The organism is Stieleria neptunia (genome assembly GCF_007754155.1).
In the GTDB taxonomy this organism is placed as follows: domain Bacteria; phylum Planctomycetota; class Planctomycetia; order Pirellulales; family Pirellulaceae; genus Stieleria; species Stieleria neptunia.
Map to the genome: position 1 here is coordinate 2,557,254 of NZ_CP037423.1, position 19,223 is coordinate 2,576,476.

Annotated in this window: 13 protein-coding genes; 7 read left to right on the forward strand and 6 right to left on the reverse strand. The window is 57.5% G+C overall.

Features of this window, described 5'->3' with window-relative positions:
- Positions 1-199: 199 nt before the first annotated feature.
- From Enr13x_RS08955 to Enr13x_RS08965, 3 genes are all read left to right on the forward strand, one after another.
- A complete protein-coding gene (locus tag Enr13x_RS08955; protein WP_231744394.1) occupies positions 200-673 on the forward strand; it encodes a four helix bundle protein in 474 nt (157 codons plus the stop codon).
- Positions 561-1,328 (forward strand): DUF2716 domain-containing protein, encoded by a 768-nt coding sequence (locus Enr13x_RS08960; RefSeq protein WP_145385689.1) that lies wholly within the window; start codon positions 561-563, stop codon positions 1,326-1,328. Before Enr13x_RS08955 ends, Enr13x_RS08960 begins: the two co-directional genes overlap by 113 nt.
- Before the next feature lie 91 nt (positions 1,329-1,419).
- Positions 1,420-1,908 (forward strand): hypothetical protein, encoded by a 489-nt coding sequence (locus tag Enr13x_RS08965; protein ID WP_145385690.1) that lies wholly within the window; start codon positions 1,420-1,422, stop codon positions 1,906-1,908.
- A 129-nt stretch (positions 1,909-2,037) separates the two neighbouring features.
- Here the strand turns inward: Enr13x_RS08965 and Enr13x_RS08970 are convergent, their stop codons facing one another.
- The 3 genes from Enr13x_RS08970 to Enr13x_RS37795 form a co-directional block, all read right to left on the reverse strand.
- Entirely contained in the window at positions 2,038-2,295 is a 258-nt protein-coding gene (locus Enr13x_RS08970; RefSeq protein WP_145385691.1) for a hypothetical protein, read from the reverse strand.
- Between the two features lie 2,220 nt (positions 2,296-4,515).
- The gene (locus Enr13x_RS37790) at positions 4,516-4,683 is read right to left on the reverse strand and encodes a hypothetical protein (protein ID WP_197455571.1); all 168 of its coding nucleotides are present in this window, start codon (positions 4,681-4,683) and stop codon (positions 4,516-4,518) included.
- A 1,219-nt stretch (positions 4,684-5,902) separates the two neighbouring features.
- Entirely contained in the window at positions 5,903-6,070 is a 168-nt protein-coding gene (locus Enr13x_RS37795; RefSeq protein WP_197455571.1) for a hypothetical protein, read from the reverse strand.
- Between the two features lie 962 nt (positions 6,071-7,032).
- Between Enr13x_RS37795 and Enr13x_RS08980 the strand changes: the two genes are divergently transcribed.
- The 4 genes from Enr13x_RS08980 to Enr13x_RS08995 all read left to right on the forward strand — a co-directional run bounded on the left by Enr13x_RS08980 (position 7,033) and on the right by Enr13x_RS08995 (position 14,356).
- Positions 7,033-7,653, forward strand: coding sequence for a macro domain-containing protein (locus Enr13x_RS08980; protein WP_145385693.1), 621 nt, complete (start codon positions 7,033-7,035; stop codon positions 7,651-7,653).
- 1,306 nt (positions 7,654-8,959) lie between these two features.
- On the forward strand, positions 8,960-9,343 hold the full coding sequence (locus Enr13x_RS08985) for a BlaI/MecI/CopY family transcriptional regulator (RefSeq protein WP_145385694.1): 384 nt from the start codon (positions 8,960-8,962) through the stop codon (positions 9,341-9,343).
- Positions 9,344-9,351: 8 nt separating this feature from the next.
- Positions 9,352-13,011: a carboxypeptidase regulatory-like domain-containing protein gene (locus Enr13x_RS08990; protein ID WP_197455884.1), complete on the forward strand. Its 3,660-nt coding sequence runs from the start codon at positions 9,352-9,354 to the stop codon at positions 13,009-13,011.
- Between the two features lie 127 nt (positions 13,012-13,138).
- Entirely contained in the window at positions 13,139-14,356 is a 1,218-nt protein-coding gene (locus Enr13x_RS08995; protein ID WP_145385696.1) for a carboxypeptidase-like regulatory domain-containing protein, read from the forward strand.
- Positions 14,357-14,702: 346 nt separating this feature from the next.
- Here the strand turns inward: Enr13x_RS08995 and Enr13x_RS09000 are convergent, their stop codons facing one another.
- The 3 genes from Enr13x_RS09000 to dsrP all read right to left on the reverse strand — a co-directional run bounded on the left by Enr13x_RS09000 (position 14,703) and on the right by dsrP (position 18,861).
- Positions 14,703-16,181, reverse strand: coding sequence for a sulfatase family protein (locus Enr13x_RS09000; RefSeq protein WP_145385697.1), 1,479 nt, complete (start codon positions 16,179-16,181; stop codon positions 14,703-14,705).
- Between the two features lie 170 nt (positions 16,182-16,351).
- On the reverse strand, positions 16,352-17,251 hold the full coding sequence (locus Enr13x_RS09005) for an alpha/beta hydrolase (protein ID WP_197455885.1): 900 nt from the start codon (positions 17,249-17,251) through the stop codon (positions 16,352-16,354).
- A gap of 329 nt (positions 17,252-17,580) precedes the next feature.
- The gene (dsrP, locus tag Enr13x_RS09010; protein ID WP_145385698.1) at positions 17,581-18,861 is read right to left on the reverse strand and encodes a sulfate reduction electron transfer complex DsrMKJOP subunit DsrP; all 1,281 of its coding nucleotides are present in this window, start codon (positions 18,859-18,861) and stop codon (positions 17,581-17,583) included.
- Between the last annotated feature and the right edge of the window lie 362 nt (positions 18,862-19,223).

The window sequence follows — 19,223 nt, forward strand, 5'->3', positions numbered from 1 at the left end:
GGTGCACCGCAGTCGGCGAGTCGAGTTTGTTTTTGAGTTCAGGTCGATCGCGCCGACGCGGTGACCACCGCCGTTCTGGCATTGAAAATCGTACTCGTACTCAGGGCGCCGCCCGGTACTCGTACTCCTACTCGACTCGGGGCACCAATGTGCCGAACCCATCTTCGACCACGATCGACTAGACGTTTACCGTTTCTCTATCGAATACGTTGCTTCGTCATTCGCCGCCGCGAGAGATTTGAGCGACTGTCATCGCCACGCTCGTGATCAATGGCTTCGCGCCGCTCAATCCATACCGCTGAACATCGCCGAGGGCAACGGGAAGCGAAGCCTCAAAGATCGTAGTCGATTTCTTGACATCGCTCGTGGCTCGGCGCTGGAATGTGTCGCAATTCAAGACGTGCTTGCCGCAACCGATGGACTGGATGTTGAACGCCACCACGAACTGAAACGTTCGCTTCATCGGATCGTTTCGATGCTGACTCGGTTGATCGCGAGATCCGATGCCGTGGCCGAATCGCCGGTGGAGTACAATGCAGGGACCGAGTACGAGTACCGCGATGCTGAGTACGAGTACGAGTACGATCAAGGCAGGAAACCAGAACCAAGCCGTGCACCTGAGGACGGCTTGCGCGGTTTCACAAGTGGAAAATCACTCGTCCGTCCCAGGTGACGGCAACCGTTATCGTGCAAGAACATCTGATCCGAATCACCCAATGCCATGGCAATACCAAACTCCGCCGGACCTTACGACCGCTGATGAGCGGTTCGCACATTTTCGGTCAATCATGGACAGGCGCGCTGCCGACTTGCAGCAGGTGGGCTGGCGTCAACTGTCGCCGGTCGAGGACGCGCAACTCGAGGCAAAATTGCGAATCCGCTACCCATTAGACAACTCCCAGCCACCTGAACCGCACGCGACATGGGATATATCCGTAATCTACGCATCGGAATCTAATTACACCGAATTGGAGACAGACCTCAACCTGCGAATGCTGGAAGCGCTGCGTGAATGCACCGAGCCAACTGAAGAAATATATGCGATAGACTGGCAGCATGATTGGTACAGCTTCAATCCTCATAATCTTCGATCAGATGGGGCACCGTATGAATGGGCAGTTCCAATTCTTCCCGACGGCGATTTCTACCTGTTCATTCCAAATGACCACCGCTTTGGGGTTTACGGATTCCCGCAAACCAATTCGATCGTGATCTGTGGCCACGAATTTCTCGCCGCCATTGATTCAAATCCACCCAAAGTGTTTTCCCGTCGGCTCACTGATTGTCGCTCACACGTCCCACCGAAACGCACGATAACAAAGCCGTGAACCGGAGCACTCAATCACGCGGCAACTGAAATCAAAGTCTTCCGTTCGTTCCCGGTTACGGCAGGCGTTCCTCGTCGGAAAATGAATGCTCATGAGCCATCGTGCCAACTACGTCATCGTGGAAGATGGGGTCGCGGTCGCCTATTTCAACAGCTACGGAGCAATGGGAGCCATTTACGGGGCCGCCAAGGGGCCAGACGAATTCAGCGATGAACTTACGTATGAGGCGGAAGAAGTTGATGAGCTAATGGACAGCGCTTTCGCGGAAGCGGCTATCCTCATTGATCACGACGCAAAACAGTGCATTCTTTACGGCTATTCTTGGGGGCCGGAATACTGGGTTGACGGTGATGGCAATCCGTTTCCAGATCTTGTTGAATTGGATGAATTGCTAGCGGAATCACCCGATAAGTTCATTGCAAAGATTCAACCAGCATGGGATGGATGGGATCTGAAATTCGATGAACGTGGCATCGATGCGGTTGTCGAATATTTACGGGACAATGACTTGTCGCTTAAGGCAGCAACGAAGCGGCAATCAAAGAAGGTCGCGAAGAAAAAGGCCGCGAGAAAAAAATAATTGCGTACTGCCACTCGATGACAGCGAGGAACCAAGTGGTGCACCGCAGTCGGCGAGTTGAGTTTATTTTTGAGTTCAGGTCACTCGCGCCGACGCGGTGACCACCGCCGTTCCCCGACCGGACAGCACCTACGCGGTGATGGCCTCGCGATCCAGTTCGACACGCTTGACCGCCAAGCCGCACTGCTCGACCTGTGCCACTGCGGAACGCATTGCCTCGTCACGTGATTCTGCCTCGCGATCAAACACGATTTCGATACCGTCGTCATGCCCCGCGAGATGACCGTCATCGCACCCCGCTGCCGCCAATTTATCCGCCAGATCGAGAATCTGCTGTTCGGACATCACTTGGTGAGGTACCACCACTCGAAATCGGTATTCCGTCATTTGATTGCTCACTTTAGTTATCGGGTCCGGGGCACGCGGCTACTTTTCGTCCAATTTGCTTTGCATGGTTCTGGGGGTTCTTCGGTGTCGAGTAGATCGCCATCCAGCAGGGACGGTGCCCGTATCCACATTTAATTGTACCCCACGCATGGGCTCTTGGCCCACTTTTCTTTACTGTCCATCCGGCGGCTTCGGCCAGCGTCAGGGCCGCTCGAATCTCTTTGTTCCGATGGTTTGCCATGCTTTGCTCCTGCCGATATTCTAACGGGAGCTGTTGCCCACAGCGAACCCCTGAACGACAGCGCCCACTTCTTCTTTTGCGTCTTCTCGCGTTCTTTTGTGGCAATTGATTCGCCGTCGTTGGATCGTGACCCATAGGACGCTCCTCTGATTTCATCGAGCTTCTGTTTCCTGAGATTCGCATTTGATGTCACGGTTCGATAGATGCGCGGTCGACTCGGCCGAGGAAGACAAACCGACGCCTGTTGATTCGAGTACGAGCACGAGTACCACGGTGCTGAGTACGAGGGCGGCTTTCAGGCCCGGAGGGCCGGTAGAGTGTCTGCCGGTGGCGTGAGCCACCGGGGGAGGATTCAAAGGCACGCCCTAGGCCCAGCGGGTCGACACAATGCCCGGGCTTGGCGTGGCCCCGGAGCCCCATTGTGCCGGCCTTCCAGGCCTCAGCAAATCCGTTCTTTCGATACCGGTGGCTGACACCACCGGCAAGCATTGTGCCAGCCCTCCGGGCTTCATCCCGACTCCACATAGAAATCGGTTCAGCGAGGGGAGTGAAAGTTTCCACGGCGATTTCGATGGAGTACATTGGCACCGAGCGACGATGGCTCAAGCCGTCGTCGAGGCCGGACGCGTGAACTAAGTGGTGCACCGCAGTCGGCGAGTGGAGTTTGTTTTTGAGTTCTGGTCCATCGCGCCGACGCGATGACCACCGCCGTTCACGCTGCTGCCCCACGCCTGACGACAGCGTCCACTTCTTCTTTTGTGTCTTCTTGTGCTTTTTGTGGCACGTGATCTGCGGCGGTTTGACTGGTGCGCTGACGTACTCGCTGGAAGGGGCTCACGCAAAGTCGCAAAGCCGCAAAGATTAGAACCCATTCCTTGGCGGCTTTGCGTGGTCCTTGTTCCCCTTGACCACGCTGATGCCGCAATGAGTACGCAGCGAACTGCGCCCACCGGATTTCGTCAGACCTCTGTTTCCTGGGATTCGCATTTGATGTCACCGTTCGGTAGGTGCGCGGTCGACTCGGCCGAGGAAAACGAACCGACGCCCGAAATGGTGACTGCTTAGCGTTTCCGAATCCGAAGGGATCGGTGGAGCGGATTTGGCTGGCGGGGCGATGTGTCTTAGGCCCGGAGGGCCGGTGAAGTGTCTGCCGGTGGCGTCAGCCCAATGCCATCTACTTTGACGCCAAGCGGGGTGTTTTTGTTAGCGGTAGGGCGCGAGCCCTCCGGTCTTTCACGGTGTTTTTGAAGCGCAACCGGACGACTCGTGCCATTCCGCTAACACCTCTCGTGCCAAAGTAGATGGCATTGGGCGTCAGCCATCGGGGGTGGATTCAAAGGAATCCCCAAGGCCCAGCGGGTCGACACAATGCCCGGCTTGGAGTGGACCGGGAGCCCCATTGTGCCGGCCTTTCAGGCCTCAGCAAATCCGTTCTTTCGATACCGGTGGCTGTTGCCACCGGCAAGCATTGTGCCAGCCCTCCGGGCTTCATCGCGACTTCAAGAAGAAATCGGTACAGCAAGGCGGGTGAAATTTCCCTCGATGATTCCGATCGAGTACATTGGCCGTCAGCGGCGATGGTTCGGTGCACCGCAGTCGGTGAGTCGAGTTTGTTTTTGAGTTCAGGTCCATCGCGCCGACGCGGTGACCACCGCCGTTCGTCGCAAATGGTGATTCCGCCATCCTCAATGAACCTTTTCTACATACTCGCTCACGGGCATTCGTTCGACGTCGAACGGTTTATTGGGAGTTCAACGTTGATACCGTCACTGACGTGGAATGTCGGACAGCGGTCGCACGGAATGGTTCGGGCAGATACGGACGGGTTTATCATTTACCTCACTGAGGAAGCACTTGGCTATCAAGCTCAGCAGACAATAGCGGTGGAATTCATCCGTAAGAATCAGGAGGAACTACGACGCTGTTGTAACTTTCCAGGAGTCGACTACTTTCTGCTTTCACTTCATGTCGTTTTGCCGCTAACCGATTCGACTTTCGGCTTTGGGGCGAATGCGAATATGGATCTGCTTGAAGCGTGTGTAGGAGTAGGACTTAACCCAACCATATTCGTTGAATTCGACCGTGGGACTGGCGATTCCAATTTGCTTGACACGAATCAAGGCAACGCCGAATAATGGACGAACCATGGATTGCAACGAAGTGCTCGATCGGCTGTTTCACCTCGCGTAGAATCAACTGCTCGCACTCGCTGAATCCGAACGTTCACGCTGACAACCGGCGTCTGACGACAGCGCCCACTTCTTCTTTTGCGTCTTCTCGCGTTCTTTTGTGGCAATTGATTTGCTGTCGTTTGATCGTGGCCCGAAGGGCGCCCACCGGAATTCGTCGAACCTCCGTTTCCTGGGTTTCGCATTTGACGTCACCGTTCGCTAGGTGCGCGGTCGACTCGGCCGAGGAAAACGAACTGACGCCCGAAATGGTGACTGCTTAGCGTTTCCGAATCCGAAGGGATCGGTGGAGCGGATTTGGCTGGCGGGGCGATGTGTCTTAGGCCCGGAGGGCCGGTGAAGTGTCTGCCGGTGGCGTCAGCCCAATGCCATCTACTTTGACGCCAAGCGGGGTGTTTTTGTTAGCGGTAGGGCGCGAGCCCTCCGGTCTTTCACGGTGTTTTTGAAGCGCAACCGGACGACTCGTGCCATTCCGCTAACACCTCTCGTGCCAAAGTAGATGGCATTGGGCGTCAGCCATCGGGGGTGGATTCAAAGGAATCCCCAAGGCCCAGCGGGTCGACACAATGCCCGGCTTGGAGTGGACCGGGAGCCCCATTGTGCCGGCCTTTCAGGCCTCAGCAAATCCGTTCTTTCGATACCGGTGGCTGACGCCACCGGCAAGCATTGTGCCAGCCCTCCGGGCTTCATCGCGACTTCAAGAAGAAATCGGTACAGCAAGGCGGGTGAAATTTCCCTCGATGATTCCGATCGAGTACATTGGCCGTCAACGGCGATGGTTCGGTGCACCGCAGTCGGTGAGTCGAGTTTGTTTTTGAGTTCAGGTCCATCGCGCCGACGCGGTGACCACCGCCGTTCGTCGCAAAAGGTGATTCCGCCATCCTCAATGAACCTTTTCTACATACTCGCTCACGGGCATTCGTTCGACGTCGAACGGTTTATTGGGAGTTCAACGTTGATACCGTCACTGACGTGGAATGTCGGACAGCGGTCGCACGGAATGGTTCGGGCAGATACGGACGGGTTTATCATTTACCTCACTGAGGAAGCACTTGGCTATCAAGCTCAGCAGACAATAGCGGTGGAATTCATCCGTAAGAATCAGGAGGAACTACGACGCTGTTGTAACTTTCCAGGAGTCGACTACTTTCTGCTTTCACTTCATGTCGTGTTGCCGCTAACCGATTCGACTTTCGGCTTTGGGGCGAATGCGAATATGGATCTGCTTGAAGCGTGTGTAGGAGTAGGACTTAACCCAACCATATTCGTTGAATTCGACCGTGGGACTGGCGATTCCAATTTGCTTGACACGAATCAAGGCAACGCCGAATAATGGACGAACCATGGATTGCAACGAAGTGCTCGATCGGCTGTTTCACCTCGCGTAGAATCAACTGCTCGCACTCGCTGAATCCGAACGTTCACGCTGACAACCGGCGTCTGACGACAGCGCCCACTTCTTCTTTTGCGTCTTCTCGCGTTCTTTTGTGGCAATTGATTTGCTGTCGTTTGATCGTGGCCCGAAGGGCGCCCACCGGAATTCGTCGAACCTCCGTTTCCTGGGTTTCGCATTTGACGTCACCGTTCGCTAGGTGCGCGGTCGACTCGGCCGAGGAAAACGAACTGACGCCCGAAATGGTGACTGCTTAGCGTTTCCGAATCCGAAGGGATCGGTGGAGCGGATTTGGCTGGCGGGGCGATGTGTCTTAGGCCCGGAGGGCCGGTGAAGTGTCTGCCGGTGGCGTCAGCCCAATGCCATCTACTTTGACGCCAAGCGGGGTGTTTTTGTTAGCGGTAGGGCGCGAGCCCTCCGGTCTTTCACGGTGTTTTTGAAGCGCAACCGGACGACTCGTGCCATTCCGCTAACACCTCTCGTGCCAAAGTAGATGGCATTGGGCGTCAGCCATCGGGGGTGGATTCAAAGGAATCCCCAAGGCCCAGCGGGTCGACACAATGCCCGGCTTGGAGTGGACCGGGAGCCCCATTGTGCCGGCCTTTCAGGCCTCAGCAAATCCGTTCTTTCGATACCGGTGGCTGACGCCACCGGCAAGCATTGTGCCAGCCCTCCAGGCTTCATCGCGACTTCACAAAGAAATCGGTCCAACAAGGGGAGTGAAGTTTTTCAAGGCGATTCCGATGGGGTACATTGGCACAGAGCGGCGATGGCTCGGGCTGTCGTCGTGGCCGGACGCGCGAACCATCCGCCCGCACACGCAGGCACGGAGTCGGCGTCAATCGAAAACGCAATGTCGTTCGCCGTGCCGCGGTGAACGTTGGACGTTCTGTCACTTGGAGAACCTTTACGCAATGGCACTACCGATTGACTTGTGGCTGATTCATCCAGAAGCGGAAATGTGCGATGCGTTCCGCGATCGCTTCGAAGGACTACCACGTGTCACGGTCATTCAATCACGTTTCGAGGATTTGCCACCGCACGACTGCTTCGTTACCGCTGCAAACGCATTCGGAATCATGAATGCTGGCATCGACGCTGCCGTCGTTCGATTTCATGGTGACGAATTGATGCGTCGCGTGCAGGCTCGAATCATGGATGAATACCTTGGCGAACAACCGATCGGCACCTCATTCATCGAATCCACTGGCACTGCTGGCTATCCATTCATTGCTCACTCTCCAACAATGCGGGTTCCGGGATCAATTGAGGGCACCGACAAAGTGTATGCCGCAACATGGGCATCGCTTCTTGCGGTCTACCGCCACAAAGCTTCAAGCCAAACGCAGATCGAGACAGTGGTGTTTCCTGCCATGGGGGCGGGGTTCGGCGGTGTGCCCTTCCTTGAGGTCGCCCGGCAAATGGCTGTCGCATACCGACACTATCTCAGCCCGCCGCATCGAATGGATTGGGACATGGTTGCTGGCCGACAGCGAGCGATACACTATGATGGCAAGCGTCAGGTCAGCAGATGACGGGACAGAACCATCGCGTGTATCCGAGTACGCGAGTCGGCGTTTATGAGTTGAAATCTTCTCGCGTACCGGGTGACGCGTGCCGTTGAACTTGATCGAATTGCTTTCCGCTTCGAAGGTTGACGCGCGGTCACGGTGGGCCGGGGTTGCGTGAGGTTCGCCAACGCAAGGCTGGCGCCAGCTTCTTGAATCCTCTGGCCGTAGGTCGTCAGCGTTATGGTTCGGCAGCCGTCTTGATCTCTTGTGGCCCACCCGAGTGATCCGGCGGCGCATGACTCCCCCGTCACTCGCGTTGTGTGGTCCGAGGGTGTTTTTCTTTGACGAAGAGACGAATCCGATTGAACGCACGCTCACGCCGATCCTTGGGAGTCGAGCGCCTTGGGATGTTTGAAGTGCACCCATGAGATCAGAACGCGGTCGGCACAATCCACCAGACGTCTGGCAAGGAGAGAGAGCCACAATAGAGCGCAAAGGACGCAAAAGGTGCGCGCGGATAGCGTTCTTCCCTTTTGTGCTCTTTGAGCTCTTTCGCGGCCAAACGCTCCACGTCTTGACGCGTCCCGCCGGAAGGCTGGCTTCTCGGCGATAAAACGCGACAGCTTCCTCGGTCAGATCGGATCGAATTCGGATTGCCATTTCAGTTGTCGACGTGGTGAGCCAGACGTTTTCCTACTTCGTCACTGCTTCAAGACTGCGAGCGAGTTTTGGGACAAGACGCTCTCGACCCAACTTTTCTGCGGACGAGGCATTTTTCAACAGCCCTTTTCCCTACCCGAAATTTTCCTCTCTTCTGTCTGCATCTGGCTGGTTGGGAAAACGACTTGCGCCCAGTGTGTCGTTCCTGAGTTTCCGGTCGGTCTCGGGGGTTTCCGTTTAGCCGGCGGTTGCGTACGGCGGAGTGATGGGATTCGCTGCGACCCCGTCCGGGGTCGAGGCGCGTAATTGGGGGCATGGTCCGAAGGTGGCGCTGCGCTGACCTCCGGCTACTCGCTGCAATCCCTCCGGGATACCGGCCCACGTGAAGGCCGACAGAGTTCTGTCGCCCGGTCTTTCCCCGGTTCTCCTGAACCCGGATAAATCGCAATTCGTTCGGCGTGCAAGTCAATGAGCGTCTCACTCATCGTGCCGGTATGGATGTTTCGAGTGCACCGATGAGATTAAAACGCGGTTAGCGCCGCGACGCCGATGAACGGCGTGCAGGCCAACAAATGTTAGAAAAATAACAAAAAAGGTTTGTCGGCGGACCTTCAACTTGTTAGATTTCTAACACTTGGATTCGACCGCCCTGTTCGCCCCGGAGCATCACGTGCGTTCTGACCTTTCCCGCCGCGAGCGGCAGATCATGGAAGTGATCTATCAGCTCGGCGAACCGACGGCCAACGAGATCGTCGCTGCGATGCCCGACGAGCTTGCCAACGCGACCGTGCGGACGCAGCTTCGCACGCTGGAATCCAAGGGCGTCGTCAAACACCGCCGCGAAGGCAAACAATTCGTGTACTTGCCCGCGGTGCCGCGCAAGAGTGCCGCGGCCAAGGCGTTTCGCAAAGTCTTGGAGATTTTCTTTGGCGGTTCAGTGGAAGACGCCCTCGCCACGCACCTTGCCGATCCCAAGACGGAATTGAGCGACGAGCAAGTCAAACGTCTGCGTCGATTGTTGAACCAACACCAAACCAAAGGCGGCAAGCAATGAGCGGTCACATGAATCACTGGTTGATCGACGGTCCTCTGTCGCTGTGCGTGGTCGTAGTCGTCCAGGTCGCGATCGTCTCGGCCATCGCGTGGCTGGTCGCATCGCGGATCAAACGCGTCGACGCCGGACGCACGTATGCCGTCTGGCTGACAGCGGTTTGTCTGACGCTGGCGATTCTGCCGGCGCACCTGCTGGTCGGTGGGTGGCGGATTCCGTTGGCTTCCGCCGGAGTCGATCTGGCGACGCGATCGGTCGCGACGACACCGGCCGAAGGACAACTCAATGACCCAGCGATGCAAGACAATCCGGTCATGCCAAGCGTCGCGGGTTCCATCGATAGCTCAACACCCGCGGATCGTGCATCGCAAACGCATCCGAATCGACTTTCGCATGCATCACCCACGACAGCACGACCGGCATCCGGCTTTCCAGAAACGGAGCTTCCGCAAACAGCGGGTGTTGTCGGCCAAACGTCTGTTGCCGCTGACTTCATGTCCGGCGGGGCAGCCATGCGAATCCTACTCGCATGTGCATACGCGATCGGATTTGCGTTCGTGGCGTTACGTTTGTCGGTCGGGATGATTCGGTTGCGGAGCACCGCGTCGAAGGGAGGGCGTGTCGGTGGACCGATCGTCGACACCGCGGACGAGATTTCGAGGACGATCGGCTTGTCCAAAACGCCAACGATCGTTCGCACGGATCAAACATCGATGCCATTGGTCTTTGGGCTGTTCCGATCGGTCATCTTGGTTCCGACGGACTTTGAAACGTGGGATGACCATGAAATCCGATCCACTCTCCTTCACGAACTGACGCACGTGCGCCGGCGTGACAGCGTCGGCCAGTTGTTGGCGTCGGTGAACCTGATGGTCTACTGGTTTCATCCGGCCGTCTGGCTGGTCGATCGGCGATTGACCGAATCGCGGGAATGGGCGACCGATCGCGACGTACTGGAAAACTCGTCTTCGATCGACGGCGAACTGACTTCGGGGCGATACGCGGAGAGTTTGCTGAACATCGTGACGCGATTTCGAGCCGCTGATGCGACACGTCGTCTGCCGGATCATGCAGCCATCGCGATGAGCCGCCACGCGGAGATTGAAGACCGCTTGAGATTGATTCTCGGCGGCGTCCCGGGGCTTTCCCGTTGGCGGATCGCGTCGCTGCGTTTGATGGTCGCGATGCTGGCCGTCACTGCGGTCGCAACGACGGTGCGGCTGGATCGCTCGGTCGCACAAGAGACTTCCACCGAGGACACCAAGCCGGCTGCGACGAAACCGGTTCAAGCGGAAACAGATGATGCAACGTCCTTGATCGAGCCGATTCGACCGGAAGACAACGATTTGATCGCCAGAATCGTGACGTGCAAACCGATCGTGGGCGAGCCGGAGGATGTCGCGGTGATCGTCAGTGTCTCCGGCAAAGTCCTCTCGCCCGACGGCCAGCCGGTTGCTGGGGCAACGGTGGTTCTGAGGGAATCAAGCGGGCGTCGTGCGTCCAGCGATCTCAACAAATATCTGCTCTCAGTCGACCGAAACCTCATTCGCGTTCCAGACGCGATTGCTCTGGTGGAGACGAACGCGAGCGGCGAATTTGAGTTCTCTCATCTCAAGGCCCCAGCGTTTCCACGTGATCGATCCGGCCGTTGGGTCGGATCGTTGGTCGCTGCGATGCCGGGCGTGGGCGTCGCGACGTCGCAGCTGATCATCGAAAAGTCAAATCCGACGCCGCTCGAAGCGGTCGCCCTGCAGCTCACGACAACGAACTCGGTCAGCGGCCGTTTTGTCACGCCCGATGGCCAACCCCTTGCCGGGGCGATCGTCAACTTGGCGGGCTTGTTCACTCCGACGGCCGACCCCTGGGACGCTCCGGAGCGATTCGAATTGTCGATGAGCCAATTGGCACCGAGGGCCACGACCGATAAATCCGGCTACTTCGAATTCGAAAACATTCCCGCCGGTTTGATCGCATCGATCCACGCCGCTCATGATGACTGGGAGAATGGATTCGCCGCGGTTCGCACCAGTGATGAAGTCGCGATCGGAGAATTTGAACGCCCGAACCCTTGGCTTCCTAGCGGAGAGGTCGTGGCGAGCCCGGCAACGATCGTCGCCGATCCCGGTTACACACTCCACGGCCACGTAAGCGACGAACAAGGGATGGGGATCGCGGAAATCACCGTTTATCCAGCGTCCAGCGTGGATCGCCACCAGACCGATTCGGAGGGCCGTTTTCGATTTCGCGTCCCGACGCACCTGATCAAAGACTATTTGGATCGCGACGATCGGCCGATGAAGTTTTCTGTCGTAACGCCCGAGGAAACCCCGTTTCTGTCGAAACAGATCGAGCTTTCCCAGGGGCAAGTGACAGGGAAAGAGCCGATCAACGTTGTGCTTCCACGTGCCGTCGCGATCAGGGGGAAGATGGTGGACGCGTCGGGAATTCCCGTAAAAGGGATCTCGGTTCGTTCGCTCGACAGCCCATCGCCCTATGGGGCCAATTCGAAAGAGGATGGAACATTCAGTCTGAAACTCCCCCTTGGAGAGCATTTCTTGGTGTTGGCAACCAGGGAACCGGGGTACGCGATCCCTTCGTCTTCGTATGGAATGACGAAGCAGGAGGCCGAATCGCTACTCCATCGAAAAATCACGATCACGGACCTTACTCCTCGCGAGCTGGAACCGATCGTGGTCCCCAAGCTTTCCACCTACCAGGTCATCGTGTCGCTGCCCGATGGCAGTCCCGCCGTCGGTGCGTCGGTGATCTTGCGTGATGAAGTACCGGCGAGCCCGAACGCTGCGGAAATCGACCGGGGGACTCGCACCGTCGATCGATCCGAGACCGAGACTACGAATTCACTCGGGCGTGTCACGCTGGTACCCAATGGGATGACGTCCCCCAAAGCGTTCATCGACGTCAAGTACCTCGGCGACGTCGACGCCTTCGACGGCACGGTCAAGCTGAGCGAAGCCAAGGACGGCGTGGTCCATTTGGTGCTGAATTCCTCCGCGATCGTCGAAGGCCGCGTGCTGGTCGACGGAGAACCGGTCGCCGGGGCTCGGGTGCAGGTCAGCCTGACGAAGCCTGTCCAGCGGACGGCCAACGGCAGGACGATGACGTTTTATCAATCCAGCGGTCACCAATTCGTCACGACGAACTCCCAAGGTGTGTATCGGGCCTCGGTGCCGGCCGGAAAACGGGTCAGCGTCAGTCTGAGCAGCGTTCCGAATCTTAATGTCCGATCAGGGATCGGCTACTACGCGCAACCCGCCGGCGACGGAAAGCTGATCGTCAAAGACTTCGAATTGATCCGCGGTGATCAAGCCATCGCCGGACGTGTCATTGATGCTGATGGCAGCCCCGTCGCCAAGGCGATGGTTTCTATCCGCCGTGACCGAGACGTCATCCCAAATTTCTGGGTCGATCATGATCGTGAGAGTCAATCGACCACCGATGCAAATGGACGCTTTCACCTCAAAAACGTCCCGCAAGGAAACTATCAACTGATGGTCCGCGGCCCCCGTGGCGAAAGCTCCGTCTCGGCGACACGGATCTCGACCATGGTTTCGGTCAGCACCGGCGAGACGGATCTGGAGATCACGCTCAACCTTCCGAGTTCTCCCGCGATCCCGGTGTTGGTGCCGATCGAGATCACGCCAAAACGGTAGGACAAGTGGGATCGGCTGGAAGCCAATCCCACTGTGATTGACAGGCTGGAAGCCTATCCCACTGTGATTGACGAGCCTGGAAGCCTATCCCACTTTTTCAATTCCCCTTCACCCTCGGACACGCAAAATGCTTTCGATCAAATTTCTGTTGTCGTTGTTGCTGACCGCGGGGACGGCCGAACTGTCGGGCCGCGTGGTCGATTCCGAGGAGGCTCCCGTTGCCGGAGCGATCGTCGTCGTCAGCACCGCCAAGCCTCGCGTCGGCCCGGCCACGACTTGCCCGTCGTGCTACCGCGATTGCACCAAACGCACGGTCACCGACGAAAACGGGGCGTTTTCGATCACCGAGTTGTCCGATCAACTGCTGTTCAGCTTGGCCGCCGGCGGCGCAGGCTATCAAGGCCAGGTCTCCGAGCACTTTGATCCGGAACAAAATCCCGAGATCCAATTCGAACTCGAACCGATCCAGCGCACCGAAAAGATTGAAGTGCTTCGTGGCCGCGTGATCAACCTCGACGGTGACCCGATCGCGGGCGCCCAAGTCAGGCCACACACCATCTTTCGCAACAACGGAATCGGTGGCGGATCCGACCGCTCGGTGACTCCGCTGACGCTGACCGATGCCGAAGGCGTCTTTGAAATGTCGGTGGGAAATCACATCGAATGGATCGACCTGCGGATCAACGCATCCGCCTACGCGCCGGCACAAACTCGGTGGACTCGTGCGGGCGACGACGGACTCACCATCTCGCTCGGGTCTGGCGCAGGCCTGCGCGGAAAATTGGTGTTTCGTGACAAGCCCGTCGCGGGCGTCGAAGTCGGACTGGTCCAAAAGATTCGCATGATGGGCAACATCGTGACGCCCCAAGAGGTTTACACCGACGAAGCAGGTGTGTTTACCTTTGACCAGCTTCCTCCGGGGCTCGACTACGCCGTCTACACCCACACCGGCCAGGCTGCATCGGCGGTGCTGCCGCTGAGTTTGATCGAGGCACCTCGACACGGTGAAATGGCGGACCTGGGGGAGATTGCGGCGGTCGAACCGAGGCGGTTGTTGGTGACCGTGACGACCAGCGACGGATCGCCACTTCCGAAAGACAGTTACGTCTACATCGGACGACGCTACGGTTGGCGCGGTTCCCAGTTGCCGCTGGAACAAAAGACGACGTCGAAGGTTTCTATTCTCGACGCGGCCCCCGAAGTCTATGAGGTCGGAGTGCGGACGAAAGGGTACACCGTGTTGGAAACCCAGCCGAAGTTAAACGTCGATCTCAATCGAAGTTATTCGGTAGACGCGAGACGTGAATCAAGTGTCGTGTTGATTTTGGAGCCGACAGGGGATTGAAGTCGCACACCGTTGGTGTCCGGCCTTGAGAGACCGTCCAGCTTAAGGCGATCGCTTTTCTGATGTACGATGGCCCTTCCGGGCCGTCGCCCGTGGGGCTCTGCGCGACGACCTAGAAAGGACGTCGTACAACGGTCCGTTGGACTCCCGACGACGACCTAGAAAGGACGTCGTACAACGGTCCGTTGGACTCCCGACGACGACCTAGAAAGGACGTCGTACTGGTGATCCGCTGACCGCGTCTCATCACGCGTCACCTCGTTGCAAGGCTCCGCCTTGGAACGCGATGGAGGCGGAGCCTCTGGTCATGTGTGTTCCCAGGCGGAGCCTGGGAACAAGACGTGGTTCACTCTCCCTTGGAGTACCAATCGGGCGTGCCGAACCAATCGTGCATCTCTTTTTCGAAGGGAGCGACGACGCTCTGCGGTTCAGGGATCTCTCCGCGGTCTCCGGTTTCGACGATCCAGGTGTCGAGCGCTGCTCGCATTCGAAGCAAGGCTTCTTGATGCGATGCGTCGTCGGAATCGGTCAGGTTCTGAATCTCGTACGGATCGGCTTGTGTGTCGTAAAGCTGTTCGTCGGGGAACGGCTTCATCAACTCCGCCGGCGGTCCCGTCAACTTTCCTTCGGCGTGTAGTTTCCGCATCAACGGCTTGACCAAGAAACACTTTTCCTTGTAGCGATTCAGCGTCGTGAATCCGGCTCCGGGCGTGAAGTTACGAACGTAGTGGTAACGTTTGTCGCGGACGCTGCGCAATCGAATCTCGGTTTCATCAATACGATCGCGGGCGCTGAAGACGTACTTGCGTGATGGTCCGATGGCATCACCGAGGAAGCGACGGCCTTGCATACCGACGGGCGGCTCGATGCCGGCCATCCAAAGTGTCGTGGCCGTCAGATCGATCAGGCTAATCAGCTCATCGCTGACCGCGCCGGGTTTGATTTGCTTCGGCGCGGGATAATTTTTGGGCCAACGAATCACCATCGGGACGTGCAACCCCGAATCCCAGCACCAGTGAATCCCGCGTGCTTCCAGTCGGCCGTTGTCGGAAAAGAAAACGACGATCGTGTCGTCGGCCAATCCGTCTTGTTCGAGCCGATCCAAGATCCAGCCGACTCGGACGTCGGTTCCGGTGACCGAATTGAGATACCGCGCCCATTCCTGACGCGTGATCGGGTGATCGGGGTAATACGGCGGCGGCGTCACGTTTTCCGGCGTCGCGACTTTGGGATGCCACTCTTCTCCGACCCACTTCACGCGATCCTTTTCCGCCGACTTGCGGTCGTAAATGTCATACTCCGCTTCGGGCATGTTGATCTGGGCGAAGAACGGCTGGCCGGGCTTGAGTTTCTCCCAGTCATCGGTCGTGTACAACTGGCCTTCGTTGACGAAGTTCAAATCCAGTTTTCCCGTGCCGATGACGCGATCACCGATTGTTTTTAGGTTGGCGGTGATGTAACCGGCGTCGTGCAATCGTTGGGTGATCGGACGCACGCCCGGCGGCAAACGGAAATCATCGCTGCGATGCGAACGCATGTGGTGCGTGTCCGTCGTCGTCTGGTACATGCCGGTCATGAACGCCGAACGACTGGGGGCGCAGACCGGTGAGGTCGAAAAGACGTTGGTGTAGCGAATGCCTGCCGTGGCCAAAGAGTCGACGTTCGGGGTGTGAACGTTCTTCGCGCCGTAGCATCCAAAATCCAAGTCAAAATTTTCGCCGATGATCCAGAGGATGTTCGGTGGTTGGGTGGGGGATTGCGCGCGGGCCGAGGTGAAGCCCGAGCAAACAACAAGGAATAGGATGAGAAGGCGTAGGATCATCATGGAGTTCTTTGGTGGGAAACGAAGGGTCGGACGCGAGGGACGAGTTGCCGGGGAGGGTTTGTTGTGGCTTGGAGTTGCTCAATGGCAATCGTTCGACCTCCCCTCGCTTCGCTCGATCCTCCTGCCAGGAGGGTGACTTTAAACTGCACGACATCTTGTACACGGGCTGGCTAATCCAGCCGGCTGCGAATCCAGTCCGCAATCAGTTTCAAGTGCTGGTCATCATAGAATGCATTTCCGCCGTGGGCGGCGCCGTGGAGGACATGAAACGTGACATCCAATCCGGCACGCTGGTAGGCTCCTTCGAGTTCGTGCGATTGGTTGATCGGCATTTGCGGGTCTTGATCGCCGTGAATCAACAGTAGCGGCGGGTCGCTGGGATCGACGTGCTGGACCGGACTGGCCAGCCGAGCCGCCTCGGGAGCGCCGGTCGGCAAGTCACCGAGTAGTAGCTTCAGTGCCGGCTCGCGATCGCTCAAACCATGCGGCGTCGATTGGCTGAGGATTGTCAGCAAGTTGCTCGCTCCGTACAAGGAAACGATTGCCGAGACGTGAGACGAAATCTCTGCGTTTCCCATCGCCAGATTTTCCACGGTTTGCACGCCGTCGCTGACGCCGACCAATGCGGCCAGATGGCCACCGGCAGACGCGCCGGCAATCACGATTCGATCGGGATCGATTTCAAACCTTGCTGCGTGTGCACGCAGAAAACGGATTCCCGCTTTGATGTCTTCGGTTTGCGCGGGAAACCGTGCCGTCCCGCTCAAGCGGTAGTTCAGAGTTGCGATCGAAAATCCTTGACCGGTCAAGCGTTTGATCGGCACGTTGCGTTTGTCACCGGCTCGCCAGGCACCGCCATGGACCCAAACGATCAACGGCGACACGCCATCGGCCTGGCTGGGGTAGAAATCCAGTTTCAGATCGACGCCGTTGATCTTGGCATACGAAAGATCTCGTTGAATCGCAGGTTCTGCTGAATAGGCGGGACGTCCGATGGAGAAAACCAGCAACAGGCAAAATGAAAATCGGCGCATGACAACGACGTTAGAGGACGCGAATAAAACGGGCATGGTTGTTGGTGTCTAGGCTTTAGCCGATCCCGTTTAAGGCGATCGCGAGACACGACAAATATGGCAATCTCGCCGATTGTGGTTGATGCGTTCAGCAACTCGTTGTGCGACGTCCTTTCGAGGTCGTCGGGGCGAGCCCTCCGGACGACGGCCCGGAAGGGCCGTCGTACAGATGAAAGGCGGTCGCCCAAAGCTGGGCACCAACGGACGCATGCTGACGCCTATTATACACGGCCGCCGGACGAACGATTGGCGGTTTGAAGAAGTGACGCAAGCCTGCGGCTTGCGATTCAGGGGACGCAAGCTGGAAGCTTACGCCACGCAAGAATTCAACTCGTCGCCGTCGGCTGTTTCGAACTCACCTGATCGGTAAAGACGCTGACGACTAATTTGATCAGTACGGTCAGGATCAGCATTCCAAACGCCCAAATGCCGACGGTGACTTTCCACTCGATCAGGCTGGGTGTGTACTCGACGATCTCATGAAGCGTCGAAGGAATGAATCCTGGAATGATCAGACCCATCCCTTTTTCGATCCAAATGCCGACGATGCAGCATAGGCAAGCGACGATGCGGACGGTACTGCGTTCCATGGCTGACGGCATGAAGAACAAAAACGTGCCGAGCAAATTCAGTGTGATGGCGGACCACATCCAAGGCACCAAACCGTAGTGACCGTGGGCGCCAAAGAACAGATACTTGGCCGAGGACGCATGCCCACCACCGGTGTAAAAGAGCGTGAAGATCTCGCTGGCCAGCATCACCAGGTTGACCACCATCGCAACGCGAATGATTTGAACTAGCGTCCTGGCCGGTCCCACCGGTGCGGTGTAACCGGTGGTGATCCGTATCACGCGCATCACCAGGATGATGAAGGCGGGGCCGCTGACAAACGCCGAGGCCAGGAATCGTGGCGCCAGCAGGGCGGTGTTCCAAAACGGTCGTCCGCCCAGTCCGCAGTACAAGAATGCCGTGACCGTATGAATGCTGATCGCCCAGAAGATCGACAAGAAGACAAACGGAATGTACCACTTGGGGTTCGGTTTGCGACCCAAGTAACGCATGTAGAGCAAGTAGCCGACGACGTGCAAGTTGATCAGCAGGTAGCCATTGAGCACGATCACGTCCCAGGTCAACATCGACATCGGCCAATTGAATTCGCCGATGCCGGGAATCATGTGCCAAAACCGATCCGGACGGCCCAGGTCGACGACCACGCTCAGCGTGCACATCACGATCGCGGCGATCGCCACCATTTCACCGATGATCACGACCTTGTGCATGTCTTCGTCGTCATAAAGGTAGGCCGGGATCACCATCATCACGCCGCCGGCAGCCAGCCCGACACAGAAGGTGAAATTGGCAATGTACAATCCCCAGCTGACGTGATCGGTCATGTTGGTGCCGATCATGCCGCCGGCGACCTGATTGGCCCAGGCATTGGCTCCCACCAAAGACAAGGCGGTCAAAACCGTCATCCAGGCGTAAAATCCAAACGATCCTTCGGTTGCCAGCGAGAGGATGCGTTTGAGGAACCGTGGGTAGGTCAGCAGATGGGAGTCTTCGCTCCGATGATCATCGCTTGTGGGAATGGCCGTCGTGCTGCTCATGCTATTCCTTGATTCGCTTGCCGAAGCATTGGGTTGGTGGGCGTTGATCGTTGGTGCCCCGCCTTGAGGGACCGTCCAGTTTAAGGCGACTGCTTTTCGCACGTACGATGGCCCTTCGGGGCCGTCGTCCGTCGGGCTCTGCCCGACGACCTAAAAAGGACGTCGTACAACGATCTGCTGACCGCATCGTTACTCAACCGTCCAGTTCGTTGGTCTTTGTCGCGTTTCGTGTCTTTCCAAAGCAGGACGGTCCCTTGAGGCGTTTCCACGGATGCCTTTCGGCATCCCGTACAGGCGGCAGCCGCGACGCGGCTGCGAGGAGGCGGCTAAAGCCTGGACACCAACGGTTTGGATGTTGTGAG

Excerpts from the sequence above, each read along its gene's own strand:
- Enr13x_RS37795 (WP_197455571.1), bottom strand. The coding sequence starts at position 6,070 with ATGGTTCGTCCATTATTCGGCGTTGCCTTGATTCGTGTCAAGCAAATT.
- Enr13x_RS08965 (WP_145385690.1), top strand. The coding sequence starts at position 1,420 with ATGAGCCATCGTGCCAACTACGTCATCGTGGAAGATGGGGTCGCGGTC.
- Enr13x_RS08970 (WP_145385691.1), bottom strand. The coding sequence starts at position 2,295 with ATGACGGAATACCGATTTCGAGTGGTGGTACCTCACCAAGTGATGTCC.
- Enr13x_RS08995 (WP_145385696.1), top strand. The coding sequence starts at position 13,139 with ATGCTTTCGATCAAATTTCTGTTGTCGTTGTTGCTGACCGCGGGGACG.
- Enr13x_RS37790 (WP_197455571.1), bottom strand. The coding sequence starts at position 4,683 with ATGGTTCGTCCATTATTCGGCGTTGCCTTGATTCGTGTCAAGCAAATT.
- Enr13x_RS08980 (WP_145385693.1), top strand. The coding sequence starts at position 7,033 with ATGGCACTACCGATTGACTTGTGGCTGATTCATCCAGAAGCGGAAATG.
- Enr13x_RS08960 (WP_145385689.1), top strand. The coding sequence starts at position 561 with ATGCTGAGTACGAGTACGAGTACGATCAAGGCAGGAAACCAGAACCAA.
- Enr13x_RS08990 (WP_197455884.1), top strand. The coding sequence starts at position 9,352 with ATGAATCACTGGTTGATCGACGGTCCTCTGTCGCTGTGCGTGGTCGTA.
- dsrP (WP_145385698.1), bottom strand. The coding sequence starts at position 18,861 with ATGAGCAGCACGACGGCCATTCCCACAAGCGATGATCATCGGAGCGAA.
- Enr13x_RS09005 (WP_197455885.1), bottom strand. The coding sequence starts at position 17,251 with ATGCCCGTTTTATTCGCGTCCTCTAACGTCGTTGTCATGCGCCGATTT.
- Enr13x_RS09000 (WP_145385697.1), bottom strand. The coding sequence starts at position 16,181 with ATGATGATCCTACGCCTTCTCATCCTATTCCTTGTTGTTTGCTCGGGC.